Origin of the sequence: Streptomyces sp. NPDC001568 (assembly GCF_042893755.1) — a bacterium.
Lineage (GTDB): Bacteria > Actinomycetota > Actinomycetes > Streptomycetales > Streptomycetaceae > Streptomyces.
Genome location: NZ_JBIAVF010000054.1, coordinates 1 through 3,234, shown reverse-complemented (window position 1 = coordinate 3,234; position 3,234 = coordinate 1). Strand labels below are relative to the sequence as shown.

Annotated in this window: 4 protein-coding genes; 1 reads left to right on the top strand and 3 read right to left on the bottom strand. The window is 71.5% G+C overall.

All coding sequences use genetic code 11. From position 1 onward, the window contains the following. Nucleotides 1-312: 312 nt before the first annotated feature. A complete protein-coding gene (locus ACFY0I_RS39885; protein ID WP_388904731.1) occupies nt 313-1,320 on the bottom strand; it encodes a stage II sporulation protein M in 1,008 nt (335 codons plus the stop codon). A gap of 110 nt (nt 1,321-1,430) precedes the next feature. On the opposite strand from ACFY0I_RS39885, the gene ACFY0I_RS39880 reads away from it, so the two are divergent. Then, nucleotides 1,431-2,369 (top strand): RDD family protein, encoded by a 939-nt coding sequence (locus ACFY0I_RS39880; protein WP_388904730.1) that lies wholly within the window; start codon nt 1,431-1,433, stop codon nt 2,367-2,369. Here the strand turns inward: ACFY0I_RS39880 and ACFY0I_RS39875 are convergent. After that, nucleotides 2,366-2,986 carry a hypothetical protein gene (locus ACFY0I_RS39875; protein WP_388904729.1) on the bottom strand — a complete coding sequence of 207 codons (621 nt, stop codon included), beginning with the start codon at nt 2,984-2,986 and terminating at the stop codon, nt 2,366-2,368. The genes ACFY0I_RS39880 and ACFY0I_RS39875 overlap by 4 nt on opposite strands. Nucleotides 2,987-3,097: 111 nt before the next feature. Further along, a partial coding sequence (locus ACFY0I_RS39870; RefSeq protein ID WP_351599024.1) for an adenosylhomocysteinase occupies nt 3,098-3,234 on the bottom strand: 137 nt, incomplete at its 5' end.

The following is a 3,234-nucleotide window of genomic DNA, read 5'->3' as shown; positions in this document are numbered from 1 at the left end:
GACTCTATCAGACTCTCTCGGGCCCGATTTCCTCGGTGCTTTCCAGGTCCTGCGCTTTCGCGCTTTCCCTTTCCGGCGATTCCGACTCTATCAGAAGCTTTCCACCGGATTTCCCGGCTTCGGAGACTGAATGAAGAGTCGAGTGTGCCCACTTGGAATTCAATTCCTGGGGGCGAGATGAGACTTTAAACCATCACTGCCGAACTTGTCCAGTTCGAGGCAACCGTTCGAATCTACCTCCCCGCGTCTGCCGTGTCAACGGGGTTTGCGGGACGACCAGGAGACTAGCAGCTCGGCGGGGGCCGGCGCACATCAGGCCGCGGTGGGCAGGGTTGCCGTTCGGTCGGCTTCCTCCACGTCGCCGGCCTCGCCGGCGCGGGCCGCTCGGCCACCCAGGACGTAGACATAGACGAGGAAGGCGGCCTCGGCGGCGATGCCGATGGTGATGCGGGCCCAGGTGGGGAGGCCCGAGGGGGTGACGAAGCCTTCGATCAGGCCGGAGACGAAGAGGACCAGGGCCAGGCCGATGGCCATGCCGAGGGCGGCGCGGCCCTGTTCGGCGAGGGCGGTGCGGCGGGTGCGGGGGCCCGGATCGATGACGGTCCAGCCCAGTTTCAGTCCGGTGCCGGCGGCGACGAAGACCGCCGTCAGTTCGAGCAGGCCGTGCGGGAGGATCAGGCCGAGGAAGACGTCGAGGCGGCCGGCCGAACTCATCAGGCCGAGACCGACGCCGAGGTTGGCCATGTTCAGGAAGAGGATCCACAGCACCGGGATTCCGAGGAACGCCCCGAGCACCAGGCAGATCGCGGCGGCCTGGGCGTTGTTCGTCCAGACCTGGGCGGCGAAGGAGGCCGCCGGGTGGCTGGAGTAGTACGTCTCGTACTCGCCGCCGGGCTCGGTGAGCTGCTTGAGCTCGGTCGGGGCCGCGATGGCTCCCTGGACCTCGGGGTGCGTGGCTATCCACCAGCCGATGAGCACGCCGAGCGCCGTGGAGAGCAGAGCGGTCGGTATCCACCAACGGCGGCTGCGGTAGACGGCCGCGGGGAAGCCCTCGGTGAAGAAGCGGGCCGCGTCGCGCCAGCTCGCGCGCCGGGTACCGGTCACCGTGGAGCGGGCGCGGGCGACGAGTTGCGTGAGGCGGGCCGTGAGCATCGGGTCGGGGGCGCTCGACTGCACCAGGGAGAGGTGGGTGGACGTGCGCTGGTACAGCGCGACGAGTTCGTCGGCCTCCGCTCCCGTGAGCTTGCGGCCGCGCCCGAGGAGCTGCTCCAGGCGACTCCACTCGGCCTGGTGGGCCACCACGAAGACGTCGAGATCCATCCGGTTACCGCTCCCCTGCCCCAGGCCACCCGATTCGGCTTACTACTCCTGTGGTCAGCTTGGCAGACTGGGTCCCACAGGGGCGGGTCAGGTCGGTGAAAGGTGCACTCGTGAGCGATCTGGTGACGGGGGACGCGGTCGTTCTGGGACTGCGGCCCGCGAGGCTGCCGAGCCGGGCGCTCGCGATCGTGGTCGACCTCGCCGTGTACCTCGTCGGCTACGGGATCATCTCCATCGGTCTGACCGCCGCGACGTACGGTCTGGACGGAGCCCTCCAGGCCGCCGTGGCCGTGGCGAGCTTCCTGCTGTTGCTGGTCGGCGTACCGATAGCGGTGGAGACGCTGACCCACGGGAAGTCCCTGGGGAAGATGGCCTGCGGGTTGCGGGTGGTGCGTGAGGACGGCGGGCCGATCCGGTTCCGGCACGCGCTGGTGCGCGGGGCCATGGGCGTCGTGGAACTGCTGATGACCATGGGGGTCGTGGCCTGCATCTCCTCGCTGGTGTCGGAGCGCGGGCGGCGCCTCGGTGACGTGTTCGCGGGGACGCTGGTGATCCGCGAGCGGGTGCCGGGGGCGCGGGTGATGCCGGTGCCCCCGCCGCCGCCGTGGCTGGCCGGGCGGTTCACCGCGCTGGACCTTTCGGCGGTGCCGGACGGCTTGTGGCTGGCGGTGCGGCAGTACCTGACGCGGATGAACCAGTTGGACCCGCAGGTGGGTGCCGCGTTGGCGGCGCGGCTCGCGGACGACGTGGTGGCCAGGACCGGGACGCCGCCGCCGGCCGGCGTGCCGGCAGCCGCGTTCCTGATGGCGGTGGTGCACGAACGGCAGTCGCGGGACGCGGCTCGGGCGTTCGGAGCGACTTCGCAGGCGGCTCAGGCGGCTCATGCGGCGCAGGCGGCCCGGGCCGGGCAGGCCGCTCCGGCCATGGCGCCGCCGGTCGTACCGGTCAAGGCTCCGGTGGCTGCCCACCCCTACCCGGCTCCGGCCGCGGCGCCCGCACCGCCGCCCGAGGCTTCCGCACCTCGGAGCGGGTTCGCGCCGCCCGCTTAGGCCGTTTCGAAGGTGGAGGGCGGGGTCTCCAGGTGTTCGAGCTCGATGCCCGGGGCCGAGAGGACGACGTCGCCCGCGATGTGGACGGTGTGCACCTCGCCGGTGTCCAGGGCCGTCACCCGGTACTCGTCCACCAGCAGCGGGCCGCTGTCCGTGGCGTGCTCCGCACGCTCGAGCAGGGCCCACGCCTGGTCGACGGTACGGGCCGCCAGGACCGGGTCGGTGAGGGCGACGAGCCGGACCCTGGTGGCGGGGGCGCCGGGCGTCAGGCGCAGCAGGCGGGCCGTGGCGATGAGGAAGGCCGGTGAAGTGCCGGTGAACCCGGGGGCGTTGACGTTGCCCTCGGTGGCCTCGGAACCGGTGGGATCGGTGCGGACCCAGGTGACCCCGTCGATGGCGGCGCCGCGCAACTGCCAGCCGCCCGCGTTGAGTTCCAGGCGGATGGGGCGGCCGAGTTCGTCGACGGCGAGGTCGACGGAGCCGCGGTGTTCGCCGTCGGGGAAGGTCAGCTGGGCGACGTAGCGCCAGCCGGACGGGCCGGGCGCGCAGTGGAAGTGCTCCTCGCCGAGGGGGGCGTGGTCGTGCGGGTCGTGGAGCGAGTACCGGCCGCGTGGCATCGACGCGCTTTCTGGGAGGGGGCGGGAGACGGTGATCGGGAGACGGGGCAGGCCCCCGGCACGGGTGCCGGGGGCCTGCTTCAGCCTCTGCTGATCAGCGGGTGATCAGGATCAGTAGCGGTAGTGGTCGGGCTTGTACGGGCCGTCGACCTTGACGCCGATGTAGGCGGCCTGCTCGGGGCGCAGGGTGGTGAGGCGGACACCGAGGGCGTCCAGGTGGAGGCGGGCGACCTTCTCGTCGAGGTGCT

What these genes read in the sequence shown, in the direction of transcription:
- ACFY0I_RS39885 (WP_388904731.1), bottom strand. Translation starts at nt 1,320, where the DNA reads ATGGATCTCGACGTCTTCGTGGTGGCCCACCAGGCCGAGTGGAGTCGC.
- ACFY0I_RS39875 (WP_388904729.1), bottom strand. Translation starts at nt 2,986, where the DNA reads ATGCCACGCGGCCGGTACTCGCTCCACGACCCGCACGACCACGCCCCC.